Annotated in this window: 14 protein-coding genes; 4 read left to right on the forward strand and 10 right to left on the reverse strand. The window is 70.4% G+C overall.

What is annotated here, in order from left to right:
* Positions 1-155 precede the first annotated feature (155 nt).
* The 7 genes from C1A33_RS11685 to metK all read right to left on the reverse strand — a co-directional run bounded on the left by C1A33_RS11685 (position 156) and on the right by metK (position 10,026).
* Positions 156-1,238 (reverse strand): 2OG-Fe(II) oxygenase family protein, encoded by a 1,083-nt coding sequence (locus C1A33_RS11685; protein ID WP_243407446.1) that lies wholly within the window; start codon positions 1,236-1,238, stop codon positions 156-158.
* Positions 1,235-2,350: an alpha/beta fold hydrolase gene (locus tag C1A33_RS11690; protein WP_101831526.1), complete on the reverse strand. Its 1,116-nt coding sequence runs from the start codon at positions 2,348-2,350 to the stop codon at positions 1,235-1,237. Before C1A33_RS11690 ends, C1A33_RS11685 begins: the two co-directional genes overlap by 4 nt.
* Positions 2,350-4,542: a dipeptide ABC transporter ATP-binding protein gene (locus C1A33_RS11695; RefSeq protein ID WP_101831527.1), complete on the reverse strand. Its 2,193-nt coding sequence runs from the start codon at positions 4,540-4,542 to the stop codon at positions 2,350-2,352. Before C1A33_RS11695 ends, C1A33_RS11690 begins: the two co-directional genes overlap by 1 nt.
* A complete protein-coding gene (locus C1A33_RS11700; RefSeq protein WP_101831528.1) occupies positions 4,539-5,465 on the reverse strand; it encodes an ABC transporter permease in 927 nt (308 codons plus the stop codon). Before C1A33_RS11700 ends, C1A33_RS11695 begins: the two co-directional genes overlap by 4 nt.
* Positions 5,462-6,418, reverse strand: coding sequence for an ABC transporter permease (locus C1A33_RS11705; RefSeq protein ID WP_101831529.1), 957 nt, complete (start codon positions 6,416-6,418; stop codon positions 5,462-5,464). The genes C1A33_RS11700 and C1A33_RS11705 overlap by 4 nt, the downstream gene beginning before the upstream one ends.
* A gap of 6 nt (positions 6,419-6,424) precedes the next feature.
* Complete coding sequence (locus C1A33_RS11710; protein WP_115537939.1) at positions 6,425-8,086, reverse strand: ABC transporter substrate-binding protein; 1,662 nt, start codon at positions 8,084-8,086, stop codon at positions 6,425-6,427.
* Positions 8,087-8,823: 737 nt separating this feature from the next.
* The gene (gene metK, locus C1A33_RS11720) at positions 8,824-10,026 is read right to left on the reverse strand and encodes a methionine adenosyltransferase (protein ID WP_101831531.1); all 1,203 of its coding nucleotides are present in this window, start codon (positions 10,024-10,026) and stop codon (positions 8,824-8,826) included.
* Between the two features lie 588 nt (positions 10,027-10,614).
* Here metK and yaaA point away from each other — a divergent pair.
* The 3 genes from yaaA to C1A33_RS11740 all read left to right on the forward strand — a co-directional run bounded on the left by yaaA (position 10,615) and on the right by C1A33_RS11740 (position 13,151).
* A complete protein-coding gene (yaaA, locus tag C1A33_RS11730) occupies positions 10,615-11,463 on the forward strand; it encodes a peroxide stress protein YaaA (RefSeq protein ID WP_101831533.1) in 849 nt (282 codons plus the stop codon).
* Between the two features lie 117 nt (positions 11,464-11,580).
* Positions 11,581-11,895, forward strand: coding sequence for a helix-turn-helix domain-containing protein (locus C1A33_RS11735; RefSeq protein ID WP_101831534.1), 315 nt, complete (start codon positions 11,581-11,583; stop codon positions 11,893-11,895).
* Positions 11,895-13,151 carry a type II toxin-antitoxin system HipA family toxin gene (locus C1A33_RS11740; protein ID WP_101831535.1) on the forward strand — a complete coding sequence of 419 codons (1,257 nt, stop codon included), beginning with the start codon at positions 11,895-11,897 and terminating at the stop codon, positions 13,149-13,151. Before C1A33_RS11735 ends, C1A33_RS11740 begins: the two co-directional genes overlap by 1 nt.
* 74 nt (positions 13,152-13,225) lie before the next feature.
* Here C1A33_RS11740 and C1A33_RS11745 read toward each other — a convergent pair whose 3' ends face one another.
* Entirely contained in the window at positions 13,226-14,407 is a 1,182-nt protein-coding gene (locus tag C1A33_RS11745; protein WP_101831554.1) for an NADH:flavin oxidoreductase, read from the reverse strand.
* A 154-nt stretch (positions 14,408-14,561) separates the two neighbouring features.
* On the opposite strand from C1A33_RS11745, the gene C1A33_RS11750 reads away from it, so the two are divergent.
* On the forward strand, positions 14,562-15,602 hold the full coding sequence (locus C1A33_RS11750) for a D-2-hydroxyacid dehydrogenase (protein ID WP_101831536.1): 1,041 nt from the start codon (positions 14,562-14,564) through the stop codon (positions 15,600-15,602).
* Positions 15,603-15,894: 292 nt separating this feature from the next.
* Here the strand turns inward: C1A33_RS11750 and C1A33_RS11755 are convergent, their stop codons facing one another.
* Complete coding sequence (locus C1A33_RS11755; protein ID WP_101831537.1) at positions 15,895-16,176, reverse strand: hypothetical protein; 282 nt, start codon at positions 16,174-16,176, stop codon at positions 15,895-15,897.
* A 118-nt stretch (positions 16,177-16,294) separates the two neighbouring features.
* The gene (locus C1A33_RS11760) at positions 16,295-17,017 is read right to left on the reverse strand and encodes an RICIN domain-containing protein (RefSeq protein WP_165818339.1); all 723 of its coding nucleotides are present in this window, start codon (positions 17,015-17,017) and stop codon (positions 16,295-16,297) included.
* Positions 17,018-17,447: the final 430 nt, after the last annotated feature.

Genomic DNA, 17,447 nt, shown 5'->3' on the forward strand with positions numbered 1-17,447 from the left:
GCCTGGCGTTCGGGATCAGCCGGGGAACGCCCGGGTCAAGGCTCCGCGCCACGCCGGACGGCGTGGCCGGGCACCACCGCGGATCCCCGCCTTCCCCCACGACCGGTTCGGCCCGGTCCGCGGTGGTGCCCTTGGCGACGCTGCGTCCCGGCCGGTCAGCGGCCGGCGGAGGTCTCGGCGAGCTCCGAGACGTACGGCCGGCCCTCCCGCCACGCGGCCACCTGCTCCGGTCGGCCGAAGACCTGCAGGTAGTTCTCGACGTTGGTCTCGTCGATCTCGCCCAGCACGACGGGTTCGAAATCCGTGCCGTCCTCCCCGACGAAGGCCGGCAGCGGCTCCAGCACGGTGTCCAGACTCGGGTGAAAGAAGATCCCGGTGGACTGTCGGGTCGCGGCACCGCCGGCTACCACCCGGTGGCGGACGGGCCGGAACAAGCCGTTGGTCCAGCGGGTGAGGATCGTTCCGGAGAACACCTGCAACGCTCCGGGGACGACGGGCACCGGGATCCAGCTGCCGTCCGGCCGTTGCGCCTGCAGCCCGGAGTAGTCGCCGCGCTGGTGCAGGATCGTCACCGCGGAACCGTCCGCGTGTTCCAGCAGGAGGAGCTTCTCCTCGTCGGACGCCGCTTCCGGGTAGGTCCAGGTCGGGTAGTCGTTGACGACCAGGTTGAGGTGGGACGGCTCGCCGTGCGGGAAGCTGCCGGCCGGCAGGCCCAGGACCCGCTCGTACAGACCGAGCACCCGCCGGGCCAGGGCCGCGGTCGCCTCGGCGTACGCGAAGGCGACCCCGCGCAGGTCGGGGTCCTGCGGCGGCCAGACGTTGCCGTGTTCGTAGAGACCGAGCCACTGCTCGGACACACCGGCGGCGGCGGCGTCGGCCGGGTTGTCGAACTGTCCGACGGAGTACCGTTCGATCTCGAGACGGCCGAAGTCGTCGGGCCACTGCCGCCAGCCCCGGAAGGGGTGCCCGCTGGGGCTCGCCAGCTTCGCCTTCTCCGGCCTGGGCAGGCGCAGGATCCGTTCGACCCGGCGCTCGAAGTCCCCGATCAGCTCCGCTGGCACACCGTGGTTGACCACCTGGATCAGGCCGATCCGCTCGGCCGCCGTGCGCACGCGTGTCAGCAGGTCCGTGGGCGCGTCCGCGGCCAGCGCCGCTTCCAGATCAATGACGGGGATCTCGTCGGACATGGTGGAGGTGTCCTTTCCGGTCGGGATGCTGGATGACGTCGCGCTGGTCAAGGCCGGTTCTCCTCGTGGTTGCTGCCCGGGGTCTCCTGCGGGGCTCCGGCGGCGGCCTGGCGGGTGGCGTCCGGCACCGAATCGAGCAGGAGTCCCTCCAGCACGCCGGCCAGCGCCGCCGGCCGTTCGATCTCCACGTCGGTGTCGACGCCGTCGACGGTCAGTACCTGGACCCCTGCCCGCCGGACCGCCTCCTCGAGGTCGTCGGCGCAGGGCGACGATGCCGCGCGGATGACGGAGACGGCGACCGCCGGGGCGCCGCCCGCGCCACCCGCGGTGGCGGTGGCCAGGTCGCCCCACGACCGTTCCGGATCGTGGTCGACCGCGGCCAGCGCCGGATCATGGCGCCAGGTCCAGCCACCGTCGGGCTCATGAACCGTGCCGTAGAGCACCTCGCGGCGCAGCGCCCTCCCGACGAGGTCGACGCCGCCCGCGGACCGCACGCCACCGCCGGAGTCCACGCCGCCGGTAGAGCCGATCTCGGCGGCGGACCCGGCGGTCCAGGGGAGGTCGGTCCGGGGGAGGTCGGTCCGGGGAATCGTGTCGGCGAGCAGGCGGACCGCGTCCGCGCGGGAGGCCGGGGCAGCGCTGGCCGCCGGGCGCACGGCACGTCCGGCCCCGGGCAGGGTGTCGAGCAGGACGAGCCGACGGACGAGCTCGGGCCGCCGGACGGCCAGCGCCAGGGCGGTGAGCCCGCCCAGGCCGCTGCCCACCACCAACCGGGCCCGCGGAGCGAACGAGGCGATCGCCTCGGCGGTGACGGCGGCGAGACGGGCCAGCTCGTACCGGCCGTCGCGCCGTCGGTCCGAACGGCCGTGTCCGGGCAGGTCCAACGCGACGGCCGGGCGCCCGAGGGCCAGGATCACGGCGTCCCACTGGCGCGCCCCGCGACCGGCGTCATGGAGAAAGACCAGCTCGGGCCGTCCTGATCCCCACGCCACGGCGCTCACGTGTCCGCCGGTCGTCGGGTTGAACCAGCGGCGCTGAACCGGAGGTGGATCGTTCCCGTCGAGCCCGGCATCCGCGGCCACGTCTGCCAGCAGCGCGAACTCATGGGGTAGCGCCCCGTCGTCGAGCCGGTCGAGCGCGACCGCGGCGCGTTTCTCCGACATCAGACATTCTCCTTTTCGGGCTTCTCGTCCTCCGCCGCCGCTGCGACGGCCGGCCCCGCCGGTGGCGGGAACACGGGCAGATCGGCCGCGTCGAGGTGGCAGCGCACGGAGTGGACTGCCGTCGTGACGCCCCCGCCGAGCGGCAGGAGGGGAGGGTCGACGAAGTCGCAGAGACCGTCGATCCTGCGGGGGCAGCTCTCCGCGTAGCCGCAGCCCGTGGCCGCCGTGGAACCGCGCCGTACCTGCCCGGGCCGCCCTGGCTGCCCGGCTCGCCCGGGTGGAACCGGGTCCACCGGTGTGGTCAGCGCGTGGGTGTAGGGATGGTGCGGTCCGAGCAGCACGGCGGTGGCCGGGCCGACCTCCACGATCCGGCCCCGGTACAGGACGGCGACCCGGTCGGCGAGGTAGCCGACGACGGCCAGATCGTGCGAGACGAACAGGTAGGACACGCCGTGCGCATCGCGGGCGGTGGCGAGCAGTTCGAGCACCGCGGCCTGGACGCTGACGTCCAGCGCGGATACCGGCTCATCGCAGACGACCAGCCGCGGATCGCCGGCGAAGGCCCGGCCGATCGCGACGCGCTGCTTCTGACCGCCTGACAGGCTCGGCGTCCTCATCGGCAGCAGGCGGGGCCCGAGCTGGACGCGCCCGGCGAGGTCGGCGACCGTGCCCTCGCCGCGCAGGGTCGCCAGCGCCCGGCGCAGCACCATGCCGACGGTGTGCCGGGGATTGAGAGTGGTGTCGGGGTCCTGGAAGACCATCTGCACGCGTCGGCGGTCGTCGGCGCGGCGGCGGGACAGCGCCACCGGCAGCGGCCGGCCGTCGAGCCGGATCTCGCCGGGGCCGTGCGGGCCCAGGCCGACCACGGCCCGGGCAAGGGTCGTCTTCCCGCTGCCGGACTCACCGACCAGACCGAGCACCTCACCGTGAGCGATGTCGAGATCGATGCCGGTGAGCACGGGCGTCCGGCCATAGCTGCGGGACAGTCCACGCACGGTCAGCAGACCCGGCCGGGCCGGCTCGGCGGCCACCTCGTTGACCTGCTCCTGGAAGCGCGGCAGGTCCACGCGGATGCTGTGATGGCAGCGCACCGTGTGCCCGTCCGAGAGGTCGGCGACTCCCTCAGGAAGGTCGGCCGATCCTGCTGAGGAGCCGGTGGGGCCGGTGGGCGCGAGTGGTGGCTCCGACGTGCGGCACACCTCGTCGGCGAGCGCGCACCGGTCGGCGAAGGCGCAGCCCGCCGGCCGGTCGGTGGGTGCCGGCGGCTGCCCGGGCAGCGCTGGCATCCTGCGCTCTCGCCTGCTCACCCCCACTCGGGGGACCGCGGCGACGAGGGCGGCGGTGTAGGGGTGGCGGGGCGAGGTGAGCAGATCGGCCGCCGCGCCCTGCTCGACCAGGCGTCCCGCGTACAGCACGCCCACCCGCTCGCAGGTGCGCGCGACCAGGGCGAGGTCGTGGCTGATGAGCAGGACAGCGGCGTCGATCTGCCGCCGCAGCGCCTGGATCAGGTCGAGGATCTCCCGCTCGACGGCGGGGTCGAGGCCGGTGGTCGGCTCGTCGAGCACCAGCAGGCGGGGGCTGCCGGCGAGGGCCGCGGCGATACCGACCCGTTGCTGCTGGCCGCCGGAGAGTTCGTGCGGCCATCGTCGCGCGAGCGTCGCGGGCTCGGGCAGCCGCACCGCGCCGAGCAGCTCGACGGCCCGGGACCGGGCCTGCGCCCGAGACAGACCCGCCAGCCGGCAGACCTCGGCCACCTGCGCGCCGACCCGGATGGTGGGGTCCAGGCTGCTGCTCGTGCCCTGATGAACCATGGCGAAGGCGCTGGCCCGCCACCGCCGATGCTCCCGGGCGGACAGGGCCCGCACATCGACCCCGTCGAGTGCGATGCGGCCGGCGTCGATGCCGCCGCCACCGGGCAGCACGCCCGCGAGCGCCGCGGCCAGTGTGCTCTTGCCGCACCCCGACTCACCTACCAGGCCGTAGGTCTCGCCGGGTCGGATCCGCAGGCTGACACCGTGAAGAGCGACGGCCGGTCCGGCGGACGACGGGTAGCTCACCGTCAGCCCCTCGACGATGAGTCCCCCGGTGCCTGCGGTTCCGCCGGTGCCTGCGGCGCCCGCGGTGCCATCCACCGCCGGATCACCTGCCGCCCGGTTGCTCCCCGCCGGCTCGCGCTCCCGTGGCCCGCTCATCGCCGCGTGGCCTGTTCACGCAGGTTGTCGGCGATCAGCGCGATACCGACGACGAGACTGCCGACGGCGAGCGCCGGGAACAGCACCGTCCACCAGCACTGCTGGAGAAAGACCCGGTTGTCGGCCACGGAGGCGCCCCACTCCGGGGATCCCGGTGCCTGGCCGAGCCCGAGGAAGGACAGGGTCGACGCGGCGAAGATCGCGTTACCCAGCCCCGACGTCGCCTCGACCAGCACGGTCCCGCTGACATTGGGCAGCACCTCCCGCCACAGCAGCGACCAGAACGGCTCGCCGCGCAGCCGGGCTGCCTCGACGTAGGGCTTTTCCCGCTCGACCAGCGCGGCCGCCCGGACGCTGCGCGTCACCATCGGGGTGGAGAACGTGGCGATGACAAGGACGAGGGTCGTCGTCGACCGGCCCGCGAGTGCCACCACCACCACGGCCGCGACGAGGCTCGGGAAGACCGCGAACATGTCGACGACCCGCATCACGATCTCGTCGACCAGGCCGCGCCGCATCCCGCACACGAGCCCGAGCAGGCTTCCGGCCGCGACCGCGAGCGCGGTCGCCAGTGGGGCGACCTCCAGCACCGGACGGGCCCCCGCCATCACCCGCGACAACACGTCCCGGCCGAACTGGTCGGTGCCGAACAGGTGGCCGCCACTCGGGCCCAGCAGCCGCAGGGACGGATTCTGGGCCATCGGATCCGCCGGCGCCAACCACGGCCAGAACACGGCGACGACGACCCAGCCGACCAGCAGGCACACGCCGACCACGAACGAGGGACGGCGGACGAGCCCGCGGGGGGCGAGTGATCCGTCCCGCGCACGCGCCTGGTCCCGCGCACGGTGAGGCGCACCGCTGGCCGCGGCCTCCTCGCGCGGGGGGCGCGTCGCCGCGCTGTCGACCTCCGCGCTTGTCACGCCCGTGCCCTCCCCACCCGTACGCGCGGATCGAGCAGCGCATACACCAGGTCGGCGATGACGTAGATGCCCATCCCCACCGCGCCCAGCACGATCGCGCTGGCCTGCAGGGCGGGCACGTCCTTGCTGGTCGCCGACGACAGCAGCAGGTCCCCGATGCCCTGGTAGCCGAACAGCAGCTCGACGGTCACCAGCCCCGCGAGCAGGAACTGCAGCTGCACGGCGAGCGCGCCCGTCGCCGGCACCAGCGAGTTGCGCAGCACATGTCCGCGCACGAGCCGCGTCTCGGACAGGCCACGCACCCGCATCGCCCGGATGAACGGGCTGGCCAGGACCGCGACCGTGCTCGCCCGCACGTGCCGGGCGACGTAGCCGGTGCACAGCAGGACCAGGCAGAGCGCGGGCAGCAGCAGATGCTGGATCCGGGTCAGCGGACCAGCTCCCGGCGGGGCCTGCGCCGACGAGGGCAGCCAGTGCAGCCGGACGCTGAAGATCACCAGCAGCACGACGCCGGTGACGAACTCCGGAACGGCAGCGAGGCTCAGACCCGTGACACTGAGGATCCGGTCGGTGAGCCGTCCCTCCCGCAGCCCCGCGGCGAGGCCGAGCGTCAGGGCGACGGGGACCAGGAGGACGAAGGAGAGCAGGGCGAGCGTCGCGCTGTTGAGCAGGCGCTCGACCACCAGTGGGCGGACGTCGACCCCCAGTGTGTAGGATCGTCCCCAGTCGCCGGTGACGAACCCGCCGAGCCAGTGCAGGTACCGGGGCGCCAGCGGCTCATCGAGGCGTAGCTGGTGGCGCAGCGCGTCCACCGACGCCTGGCTGGCCTCCCGGCCCAGCACGACGCGTGCCACGTCGCCGGGGATCAGTTCGGTGGCGATGAACACCAGCAAGCTGACCGCCAGCATGGTGACGAGAATCGTCACCAGCCGCCGGGTCAGGAAGCGCAGCACGTGGGATCACACCCGGCTCACGGTCGTCAGGTCGAGGAAGGCCGACGGATGGGCGCGCAACCCCCTGACCCGATCGGACCGGTAGGCCCGGACGGCGCCGGACCACGCCGTGATGATGACCGGCACGTCCTCGTGGAGGGCCCGTGCGATGATCGCGGCCTGCTTCCGACGCTCGGCGGGGTCGGTCGCGGCGTCGTAGGCGTCGGCCGCGGCGTCCAGGACGGGGTTGGCGTACTTCGAGCCGTTCCAGGCGCCGTGGCTCTTCACCATCGGGATGATGAACTGACCTGGTGTCGGGCGGCCCGCCCAGCCGACGAGGTTCGCGTCGGTGAACAACCAGGGGGTGTCGGTCTCCTGGTTGCCGCCGTAGAACGCCTCCGAGGTCTGCTGGTCGAGATCGACGGTGATTCCCACCCGCTTGAGCTGGTCCTGGATGACCAGGGCGTATGCCTTGCTCGGCGGGTCGAAGCTGAGGGTGAACCGCAGGTTGCCGACCCCCGCGGCGGACAGCAGCGACCTGACCTTCGCCGCGTCCTTCGCACGTTGCGGCAGGTCCTTCGGCGCGGCGGCGAACGCGGGCGCGAAGAGGTGGTCGTTGCCGGCGACGCCGACCCCGTTGTAAACGGAGGTGAGGACACCCGGCCGGTCCAGCGCGTAGGCGATGGCCTGCCGGACCTCCTTCTTCGTGAACGGCGGCCTGTCGACCCGCAGGGTGAACGCGGACAGGCCGGTACCGCTGACCTTGTCGACGGCGATCGAGCCGCTTCCGGCGATCGGCACGACGAGGTCGGCCTGGGAGAGGATCTGAGCGTCGATGGCACCGCTCTGCAACGCCAGCAGGTCGGCCTGGGCGTCCTTGTGAAAGACCACTTTGACGCCGTCGAGGTAGGGCGTGCGGGTGTCCCGGTACTTCGGGTTTCGGCTGAACGACGCTCCCTTGCCGACGTCATAGGAGTCGAGCAGGAAGGGCCCGGTGCCGATCGGCCGCTGGGCGAACATGCCGAGCTTGTAGTCGGCCTTGAGTACAAGCGCGTTGTAGTTACCCGCGGATACCAGGTAGGGGAAGTCGGAGAACGGCCGCTGAAGGTGGAAGACCACCGTGTCCGCACCCGACACCGCCACGCCGCCGGCCGCCAGGACCGACGCGAAGGCGGACAGGGCGGCGGACTTGTTCGCCGGATCGAGCAGCCGGTCGAACGACGCCTTCACCGTCGGCGCGTCCAGCGGTGTGCCGTCGGAGAAGACCACGCCCTTGCGCAAGGTGAACGACCAGGTCCGTCCCCCCTCCGACGAGGTCCACCCGGTCGCGAGCGCGGGGTGAAGCTGGAAGTCCTGGTCGAGCCAGATCAGGTACTCGGCGACGAGCTGGACCAGTGCGATCGCGGTCCCGTCGTACATGGTCACCGGGTCCAGGGCGGTGGGCGGCGTGGGAGCCCCAAGAGTGATCAGCCCGCCTCGCCTGCCTCCGGTGGCACCCGCCGCGCCGGCCGAGCCAGGGTGCGCGCCGGGTCCGGAACTGCCGCAGGCCGCGAGAAGGGCGGCGACGCCGCCCGCGCCGGCACCGGCCAGCAGGCCTCGGCGGCTGAGCAGAGTCCGCACGGGGTGCTCGGCGGCGGAGGGCATCCGATTCCCGGTAATGTCGATCGGCAGGGTCGGGAATAGCGGCACAGGTAGAGATCCTTTGCGGATGGGCGAGGAGGGCGAGCGCCGCGCGATCGAATCCGGCACCCGACCCTGGAAATCAGCCGATGGAAAGGTTGCTGAAATCTGACAGAAATACCCGAGAAAAGTTTACCGACGCATCCGCGCCGGGCATGTACGGCTCGTTCTTCGGGTCAATGGCTACACAGCGAGCTTGCGACGCGACGGAGGTCGAGATACCTCCGGGCAAAGAACGCCCTCTTCAACGCCACGGTGGGACTATAGCGGAGGGTCGGGGCGCAGCGCAATGAAACGGTGACGTCCGGGGAGTGGTCTACGGAGCGTGACTCCGTGCGATCGGGATTTGAGGTTCCGCGGAGCGGGCGTCCGAAGCCTGGGGCGAGTAGCGCCGAAAGCCGCGGCGGGCTCGCTCACACCGGCTTGCCTTCCTTGATCAGTTCGCGCATGACAGCCGCCTCAGGAAGGCGCGGTCCACAGCGTGCGTGCCCCGGGCGAGCGCTTCCCGAAGAGCGCGTCGGCCTCGTCGAAGAAGAGAATCCAGTCCTTGTGCTCGGCCCGGTTGAACAGCCGGGCCAGGTTCTTCCAATCCCGACCGGGTGCGGGCCTTTCGCGGACCCGTCGTGGAACCAGCCCTCGGCGCCGGCGGCATTACTACCGGCGGACCGCGGCCGACGCCGCGGGTGCGGACCCTTCGGCCCGCGTCGGCCAGATCATCGACGCGGGCCCGATCCGGTCAGCCGGGGTCAGCGGATGGCGGCGCGCAGGGCGTCGGCGCGGTCGGTGCGCTCCCAGGTGAAGTCGGGGAGGGTGCGGCCGAAGTGGCCGTACGCGGCGGTCTGCGCGTAGATGGGGCGCAGGAGGTCGAGGTCGCGGATGATCGCGGCGGGGCGCAGGTCGAAGACCTCGCGCACGGCGCGCTCGATCTCGGTGGTCGCGACCTGCTCGGTGCCGAAGGTCTCGACGAACAGGCCGACCGGCTCGGCCTTGCCAATCGCGTAGGCGACCTGGAGTTCCACCCGGCGGGCGAGGCCCGCGGCGACGACGTTCTTGGCGACCCAGCGCAGGGCGTAGGCGGCCGACCGGTCGACCTTGGACGGGTCCTTGCCGGAGAACGCGCCGCCGCCATGGCGGGCGTAGCCACCGTAGGTGTCGATGATGATCTTACGTCCGGTCAGGCCGGCGTCGCCCTGGGGGCCGCCGATCTCGAACCGGCCGGTCGGGTTGACCAGGAGTCGGAAGCCGTCGACCTCGAGGCCGAGGTTCTCCTCGGCCAGCCGCTTGAGCTCGGGTTCGATCACCGACGCGCGGATGTCGGGGGCGAGCTGGGCGTCCAGGTCGATGCCCGCCGCGTGGTGGGAGGAGACGACGACGGTGTCGAGGCGGACCGGCCGGTCCCCGTCGTACTCGATGGTGACCTGGGTCTTCCCGTCCGGGCGCAGGTAGGGGAGCGTGCCGTCGTGGCGGACCTGGGCGAGTCGGCCGGCGAGGCGGTGCGCGAGGGTGATCGGCAGCGGCAGCAGGTCCGGGGTCTCGTCGGTGGCGTACCCGAACATCAACCCCTGGTCGCCGGCGCCCTGCCGATCCAGGTCGTCCTGCCCGCCCTCCACCCGGGCCTCGTAGGCGCTGTCGACGCCCTGCGCGATGTCGGGGGACTGCGCGCCGATCGAGACCAGCACACCGACGGTGGCGCCGTCGAAGCCGGTGGACGCGTCGTAACCGATGTCCAGCAGCGTGCGCCGGACGACCGCGGTGACATCCACCAGCGCCGACGACGTGACCTCCCCGGCCACGTGCACATGGCCGGTCGTCAGCAGCGTCTCGACCGCGACCCGGGAGCGCGGGTCGGCGGCCAGGTAGGCGTCGAGCAGCGCGTCGCTGATCTGGTCGGCGAGCTTGTCCGGATGTCCCTCGGTGACGGACTCCGAGGTGAAAAGGCGTCGGGACATGAGAGCTGATACCTCATCTCGTCATTGAAATGATCAGAAGATCGCGTCGCCGCGCGGGCAGGAGACGGCTGACGTTCGGGGTGCACGTGCCGAAACCCGACCTGGGCGCGGAAATGGTCGAAGTGTGAGGCGCGGTAGGCGGGAGGCGGGAGGCGCGTCAGAACGCCAGGCGCAGCCGCTGTGGACCTCTGGTGGCCCATCGGCCTGATGGCCAGATGGAGGAGGGGGAGAGCGGAGCGGTCAGAAGCAACAGGCGGCGCTGACGACACGACCGAGGTCGACGTGCCGGCGGGAGGCGAGACGGAGCCCGTCGAAGTGGTGCGTCGCGGTCGACACGAGACCTCCTTCGCGGACGTCCTCGAGCGTGTGAGCTCGAGGGTGCGGAGCTTCGCCGGCCCGGCTGACTCCGATCGCAGCGAGCGGCACGTGCTCGCCGCGCTGACCACTGGCAGGCACAGCAATCCCTACCAACCCAGTGAACATAGCACGCCCGGGCACCTCGATGATGGCGGGGCGCCCTGGGCGCAGGCGTCGTTAGCCTGGCAGCGCTGAACGCGGATGTCGGGATCGTGAGTGGAGGTTGGACGGGTGCGGATCCTGCTGCCGCCGAGCGAGGCGAAGGCCGAGGGTGGCGACGGGCCGTCGTTGCGGGCGTCCGGGTTCGGTGACGGCCCGCTCGCGGAGGCCCGCGCTGACGTGGCCCGGGCAGTCGCGGCGTTCTGCCAGGCCGATCCGAACGCGGCGTCCGTCGCCCTGCGGCTGCCGGCCTCGCGCGCACGGGCCGACCTGGCCGCCAACATCGCGCTTCTGGACGCACCGACGAGGCCCGCGCTCGACCGCTTCGTGGGCGTGCTCTACCAGGCGCTGGCCCCGGCGGAGCTGCCACCCGCCGCGCGAGCCGCGGCCGACCACACCCTGTTCGTCTCCAACGGGGCCTTCGGTTTCCTCGGCGCGGCCGAGCCGGTGCCGGACCATCGGGTCGGTATGACGGCGGCGGTGCCAGGTATCGGTGGCCGTACCGCACCGACGGTGCTCGCGGCCTACTGGCGCGCCCGGCTCGCGCCCGTGCTGCCCGACCTGCTTGCCGGCATCCCGGATGTCGTCGGCGAGCACCTCGTCGTGGACCTGCGCTCCTCGGACTACGCGACCGTGCCATCCCTTTCCGGGCCGCTGCGTGCCTGCGCTCTGCCGGTGCGTGCCCTGACCGAGAAACGCGTCGACGGGCGCTGGGCCCGCCGTCCGCTCAGCTTCCAGGCGAAGCAGACGAAGGGTCTGCTGACCCGCGCCCTCCTGCTCGCCCAGGTCGCCGGTCGCCTGGTCAAGAGCATCGACGACGTGGCCGAGGTGGCCGAGTCCGCTGGCCTCGTCGCCGAGCCACGCGGTACCGCGACCGCGCCCACCCTCGACGTCATCGCCCGCTGGAGCCCGACCGCCTGAGCCGGCGCCGTCGCGTCCGAAGAGGTCCGACCACCGCACCCCATCCCGACGGCGAGGCCGAGGCTGATCAACGCCTAACGACGATGATAATCGTCGTAGAGCGGTATGATGCCGGCTATGGTCGGTGACAGGGGCGCGCACGTGACGCCGTTGTCGGTAGCGCGGTCGCTACGCCTGCTCGGCGAGCATGTGTCGACCTGGCGGAAGCTGAATCGGCTGACGGCGGCCCAGGTCGCCGAGCGAGCCGGGATCTCGCGGGACACGCTGCGGGCCATCGAGCAGGGCAGGGGCACCGCGAGCATGGAGAACCTGCTCAGGGTGCTGCGGACCGTCGGGATCATGGATGCCGTGGTCAAGGCCGCCGACCCGTACGAGACCGACGTCGGCCGGCTGCGCATGGATGAGATCCTCCCCAAGCGAGTGCGGCGCTGATGGCCGGACGGGATCCCGTCGAGGTCACCGTCGAGATCGAAGGGCGGCAGATCGCCGCTGGCACGTTGTGGCTGCATGACCGAGGTGGACAGAGCGCCACGTTCCGCTATTCCGACGCATACCTGACCAACCCGACTGGATATGATCTTGATCCGGCGCTGACCAGGGCCGCCGGCGTCTTCCACACGCCGCCTGGGCCAGCCATCTTCAACGCGTTCGCGGACAGCTCTCCTGACCGATGGGGTGAGAACCTCATGCGGCGTGAGGAGCGCGAGCGTGCCCGCGCTGCCGCGACCACACCCCGCACTCTTCGTCCGTCCGACTTCCTTCTCGGCGTCCGAGACGACACCCGCCAGGGAAATGTCCGGTTCCGCCCACCGGGAACCGCCACGTACTTCTCGACGCACCGGCACGCGGTCCCACGGCTGATCGACCTGGCCCGGCTCATGCGGGCAGTCGACCGGGTGCGCGCGGAGGGCGACTTCGACCGAGATCTTGCAGACCTCGTCGACGCGGGTAGTTCCCTGGGTGGCGCGCGGCCCAAGGTCGCGGCGCGGGACGTGTCCGGGCGCCTCTCGATCGCCAAGTTTCCGCGTTCGGGTAGTGACGAATGGGACGTGGCTGGTTGGGAGGAGGTACAGCTGAGGCTCGCGCGGCGGGCGGGGCTTACCGTGGCGGAGTCGGAGTTGCTGACCGTCGCCGGCCGGCATGTACTACTTCTGAGCCGTTTCGACCGCATCGGCGCGCGGCGGCTGGGGTTCGCGAGCGCCCTGACCATGCTCGAGGCCTCCGACGGGGATCGCCGCAGCTACCTCGAGATCGCCGAGGTGATCGAACGCTACTCCCCGAGCGCTGACGCCGACCTGTGCGAGCTCTACCGGCGGATCCTGTTCTCGATCCTGACCGCGAACACCGACGATCACCTGCGCAATCACGCGTTCCTGCGCGAGCGGGACGGCTGGGCGCTCTCTCCTGCCTACGACCTCAACCCCAATCCGGACAATCCGACCCGACTGAGCACGGCCATCGACCTCGACAGCACCGACGCGAGCATCGACATCGCGCTGTCGGTCGCCGCCTATTTCCGCCTGTCACTGCCGAGGGCTCACGATCTGGTCAGGGAGGTGGAGACCGCCACCGCGGGCTGGCGGCAGGCCGCAGCCGATCTCGGTATTCCGAAAGGCCAGAACGACCGGATGGCCGTGGCCTACGAGGGTGAACAGCGACGGATCGCTCGTGGGCTCAGCGTGCCCTGACGAACCGTCTCAGGTCGTGTGGAATTGTGATCTCCGCGGCCGTCCGGGTGGGATTCGGCGGTCCCGGCTGTTCGTCAGGTGAGGCGGGTGGTGTCCGCGGCGTCGTAGGGGAGGATGTCGGCGAGGCGGTGTTCGCGCAGCTTCGTGGTCCAGGCCGGGTCGGAGAGCAGGACGCGGCCGAGGGCGACAAGGTCGAGCTCGCCGCCGGCGAAAAGGTCCAGCAGGGGTGCGAGGCTCAGCGTCGCCGTCGAGCCTTCGTGGTCACCGCGGAAGGCCGTCGTCAGCCCGATCGAACCAATGGCGATGACGGGCAGGCCGGTGACCCGCTTCGTCCAGCCGGCCAGGGTGCGCGGCGAGCCGTCGAACGCCGGCAGCCAGTAGCGGCGGGTCGACACGTGCAGCGCGCTGACCCCGGCGTCGACGAGCGGGGCGAGCAGCGTCTCGAGCTCGTCGGGGGTGTCGGCGACGCGGGCGTCGAAGTGGCTGCCCTTCCACTGGGAGTAGCGGTAGATCACCGGGTAGTCCGGCCCGACCTCGCCGCGGACGGCGGCGACGACCTCCGCGCCGAGACGGGCCCGGGCCGCGAGATCGCCGCCGTAGCTGTCGGTGCGGCGGTTGGTGTTCTGCCAGAAGAACTGGTCCAGCAGGTAGCCGTGCGCGCCGTGCAGCTCGACGCCGTCGAAGCCGGCTCGACGGGCGTCCGCGGCGGCGGTGGCGAAGGCGGCGACCACAGCGTCGATCTCCGCGGTCGTCGCCGGTTCGCCTACCGTCGAACCGTCCGCCCGCAGCCCCGACGGACTGAACACCGGCGCCTGCGGATGCGGTGGCGTCCCGGCCTCACGGGTAGCCCCGAGGTGCCACAGTTGGGGCACGATCCGTCCGCCGACGGCGTGCACGGCCTCGACGACCTGACGCCAGCCGGCCAGGGCGTCGTCGCCGTAGAAGCGGGGCACCCGGTCGCTGGAGCCGGCGGACGGATGATCAACGTAGGTACCTTCGGTGACGACCAGGCCGACGTGTTCGGCGCGGCGGGCGTAGTAGGCCGCCACATCCTCACCGGGGATGCCACCCGGGGAGAACTGCCGGGTCATCGGCGCCATCACGAAACGGTTCGCCAGCTTCACGTCGCCCAGCACGAACGGGCTGAAAAGCGGCGCGGCGTCGACACCGTCCAACAGGCTCGTGCTGTCCGGCACAGGGGCGGGGACAGGCGCGGTGGCGGGTGCGGGCACGGCTGGGCTCGAAGACACAGTCACGATGGTGTTCAAGATTGGGGCGGTCGACCGTGTTCCGCGATCACGACCAACGGCGGCCGTGAGGCGGGTCACACCCGAAACGCCCGCGAGACGTTCGCGATCATCACCGGGAGTCTCCCGGTGAACTGGCGCCCTCGCAGGCTATCCTGCCGACGTGACGGAGACGACGACCGTGCTGCTCGCCTATGCCGATGTGGACCCCGTGACGGCGATTCCTTTCCTCGAGTCCGTGTCGCCTGCTGTCCGTGCCCTTTACTGCCCGTATGAGAACGCACACGAGCTCCGGACGCGACGCGACGAAAGGCCCTTCTCGCCGGATGCCCAGGACCTGTTACCGGCTCTGACGGAGGAACAGTCGGCCGCCTTCGCGCAGGCCGACGTCCTGCTTTCCCTGGACGTACCGATGGGTCTCGGTGCGGTCGCTCCTCGCCTGCGCTGGGTGCAGAACGTCGGCTCCGGCTATGGCCGTTACCGGTCGGCGGGGCTGGCCGAGGCCGGCATCGTGCTGACCAACGCCGCCGGCCTGGGCGCACCGGGGATCGCCGAGTTCGTGCTGGCCAGGCTGCTGGAACACTGGAAGCGGCTACCCGAGATCGCCGATCGCCAGCGGCGCCGGGACTGGGGCTTCACCTTCGGGCGCAGTGCCGCCGGCAGGACGGTGGTCATCGTAGGAATGGGCGCGATCGGCCGTGCCGTCGCCCAGGTATGCGCGGCGCTGCGGATGCGCGTCGTGGGGGTGGCGCGGACCGTGCCAGCCGGCGGGATGGACGGGATCGACGGCCTCGACGAGGTGTTCTCGGCCGCTGAGATGCACGCTGCTCTCGCCGAGGCCGACGCCGTCGTCCTGTGTGCGACGGATACCGCGGACAATGAGAATCTCTTCGATCAGAAGGCGTTCGCCGCGATGCCCACAGGGTCATTCTTCGTCAATGTATCCCGGGGCCGTCTGGTCGCGGACGAGGCGTTGGTCTCCGCGCTCGAAGGCGGCCATCTCGCCGCCGCCGCGATCGGCGTCACCCGGGTCGAGCCCGTTCCCGCCGACAGCCCGCTGTGGACCACCCCGGGCCTTCGGCTGTCGCCGCATTCCGCGACCAGCCAGGACGGCTACACCGACCGCGTCCTGGACCTCTTCCGGGACAACCTGCACCGCTTCCTGACCGGTCGCCCCCTGCGCAACGTGGTCCCGCTGACCTGACTGCGCCGCTTCGCCAGGGTGGGCATCATAGGTGGACGTTGCGTCAGGTGCCGACCGACACAGCCGCGAACAGTCCCAGACCCGCCACTATGGACCGCGATCAACCTGACGTGAACCGAACAAGAGATCAAGCAACTGGCTCACCGCACGCACGTGCGGAAGACAGATCTAGGGCCTTTGCGTCCGCATGGAGCAGGGCGAGGACCCGCCGGATCGTGGACTCGAGTTTCACGCTGGAGTCCCGGCTCGGCGCGGTCGTAGGAGGCCGGGACTCCGAATGAACTGATCTCCACTATGCGAGGTCGCGATATCTTTCGATGTCGGCCCTGCTGGGCATCTTTCCGGCTGTCACGAAGTACACGTTGCTGGCCAGGACGAAGGGTGAATTTCCGCTTGCCAGTGCTGCCCCATCGAGAACATCCGCGATGCTGGTCTGCGCATCGGGATCCGCCGTGCGAAAGTCGACGATCACGGAGCCGTGCTCGCGGAGCTTGCTGATCGCATGAATTACATCCTGACGCAAGCTCACAATGTGCGTAGGTGTTTCCTGGCCTGCGGTTTCGCCTTCGCTCATCGGAAATGTCCTTTGCGCTTGGCCTGAATGCAAGGAGGTCAAAATAATTATAGCAGTACCGAGGTGCGCGCAGGAGAACCTGGGCCCGGAGTGTGCCAGCTTACTCTGGTGGGCAATCTCATACCAAGGGCAAGATCGACCACTTCTGGTTGGCTGCGTTCACATCCGCGTAGACGTCGAGCTGTAGGCCGCCGGTGTTGTACCCTCCAGGAACCGTGATGATTTTACCCGAGACATAGTTCTGAAACTTCCAGTAGCTACCCGAGGTGTATTTCCGCCAAAGTTGGTTCGTGTTGAAGGTAGTACATGTCGACTGGACAAGAAGTCCGCTGCCATTGACGTCTATGCAGCGTCCAGAGTGCCAGTTTATCAAAAAACCATAGTCACCGTAAGGCCAGATGGCAATCTGGGCCCAGGCCTGGCTGTGGTCGCCGTTAACGCAACCACCCTGTACGACGCTCGCGCCAGCAGCCTTTGAACCGCCGGCCACGCCGATGCACAGTCCAGGTGTCTGGCTTCTGAGCTGGCGCATCTGGTTGTCGATGTCAGTTGAGATCTGCACCCAGGTCCCGGCGGTCCCCGCAGCATTTTTCTGGCACTGCCACAGGATTCCATCGGCATCCGTGATAACGTCGCCCTCGTTGTACCAGTCCGGACCGAGAAGGCAAACAATCGGCCCCGCGGCGGCGCCGGCCCGGCCACCGGTGGTAGCGGTCCCCCTGGCGGACGAACTGGTGACGGGCGGGTAGGGCCCGCCGCTCTTCTTCGGACTGTCGCCCGGCGGGCCAGGTGACACTTCCAGGACGGTTCCATCGACACTGCCAGACGTGCCTGTCGTCAAGGCTTCCTGTGTGGCGGCCGACGCTGACGGGGCGGCTGGTTGAACGCCCGCAGCTGAGGTCTGGGGTGGCGAGGCCGTCGACGTCTGAACAGATTCCGCTGCGGCCGGGGCCTCAATGGATGTCGAGATCTGTGGCCCGGCCGCGTTCGCGATAGAAGCGGTTACGGTGAAGGATAGTTAGATTGTGGCTGAGGCGACGAGAACTGTTGCTTTGCGAATTGTTGACGGCTGTGACCGTCTGAATTTTACTCTTCCCATACCTGCCCTCCATTGAGGTGGCGTCGCAACTGCTCGCAGTGTTGGGCAGTGAATTGGCACTCCGTCAATCGGCTGCTCCGTAAAGGTTCTCCTCCGGCTGAAACGACGTCAAGTATTGAGCATTTTCAATGTTATTTTACGTGAATTGCGGGAATGTTCCGTCGCGCGCGTT

It is taken from the genome of Frankia canadensis (assembly GCF_900197875.1).
Lineage (GTDB): Bacteria > Actinomycetota > Actinomycetes > Frankiales > Frankiaceae > Frankia > Frankia canadensis.

Coding starts and splice junctions, on each gene's coding strand:
- C1A33_RS11690 (WP_101831526.1), bottom strand. CDS start 2,350: ATGTCGGAGAAACGCGCCGCGGTCGCGCTCGACCGGCTCGACGACGGG.
- C1A33_RS11695 (WP_101831527.1), bottom strand. CDS start 4,542: ATGAGCGGGCCACGGGAGCGCGAGCCGGCGGGGAGCAACCGGGCGGCA.
- metK (WP_101831531.1), bottom strand. CDS start 10,026: ATGTCCCGACGCCTTTTCACCTCGGAGTCCGTCACCGAGGGACATCCG.
- C1A33_RS11735 (WP_101831534.1), top strand. CDS start 11,581: ATGGTCGGTGACAGGGGCGCGCACGTGACGCCGTTGTCGGTAGCGCGG.
- C1A33_RS11740 (WP_101831535.1), top strand. CDS start 11,895: ATGGCCGGACGGGATCCCGTCGAGGTCACCGTCGAGATCGAAGGGCGG.
- C1A33_RS11755 (WP_101831537.1), bottom strand. CDS start 16,176: ATGAGCGAAGGCGAAACCGCAGGCCAGGAAACACCTACGCACATTGTG.